Origin of the sequence: Synechococcus sp. R6-10, from assembly GCF_047461815.1 — a bacterium.
GTDB lineage: Bacteria > Cyanobacteriota > Cyanobacteriia > Thermostichales > Thermostichaceae > Thermostichus.
Genome location: NZ_JANSHW010000602.1, coordinates 1 through 888 on the forward strand (window position 1 = coordinate 1; position 888 = coordinate 888).

The 888-nt window shown below is 60.7% G+C and carries 1 protein-coding gene and 1 pseudogene; one reads left to right on the top strand and one right to left on the bottom strand.

What is annotated here, in order from left to right:
• Positions 1-467 (top strand): aminotransferase class III-fold pyridoxal phosphate-dependent enzyme (locus tag NW837_RS14410; RefSeq protein ID WP_414332272.1); only part of this gene is annotated, 467 nt, incomplete at its 5' end.
• Positions 468-500: 33 nt separating this feature from the next.
• Here NW837_RS14410 and NW837_RS14415 read toward each other — a convergent pair.
• Positions 501-888 (bottom strand): annotated as a pseudogene (locus tag NW837_RS14415) (hypothetical protein); the annotation flags it as partial.

Below are 888 nucleotides of genomic sequence, written 5' to 3' on the forward strand. Positions count from 1 at the left end.
CCTTCATGGAGGCTGCTGGTTCCGCTGATGACCTGCACCGTCCAGGGGACAACAGCAGGACGCTGTCCTGGAGCCCCATCGAGTTTTTCCACGGCTACACCTACTCCGGCCACCCGGTTGCCAGTGCCGCCGGCTTGGCCACCCTGAACCTGTATCGAGAAGAAGGCCTGTTCGAGCGGGCTGCCAGCCTTGCCCCCCTCTGGGAAGAGGCTCTCCATTCCCTACGGGGCTTGCCTCATGTCATCGATGTGCGCAACCTCGGCTTGGTGGGGGCAATTGAATTGGAAGGGATCCCTGGCCGACCGACAGCGCGGGCTTTTGAAGCTTTTTTGCGCTGCTACGAACGTGGGGTATTGATTCGCACTACAGGTGATACCATTGCCCTTTCCCCGCCTTTGATCATCGAGGAAGCCCATATTGAACACCTGATCGCCACCCTGAAGCGAGTTCTTCAAGAGCTACCTTAGTCCTGAATCGACAAGAGAGACTGCCTGAGGGAGTTAGAAGCTTCTGGGGCTGGGCGTCGGCGAAGGACTGGGAGAGGGACTGGGTCTGGGCGAAGGGGATACCGAGGGAAAGGGATTGGGGGTGCCGGTCGGCGTTGGCGAGGGGGAGGGACTGGGCGCAGGCAACACCCGTAAAGGAGCTTTGGCCGAAGCAATTCGGCCCTGGGTATCCGCCACCATTGCCGTCACCTCATAATCCCCGGTGGGAGCAGAAGTGGGAATGGTGATGGGGATGGTGCCAATGCAGGCTCTGCTGTTGGGCTGACAGCCGACGGCAGCGGCAGTGAAATCAAAGGTGAGGGTGAGGGGGCTTTGTCGGATTTCCACCCGGAAGCTGATGCCGGCCCCCAAACCTGCAGGAGTCGTCACGGCCACCAGCACG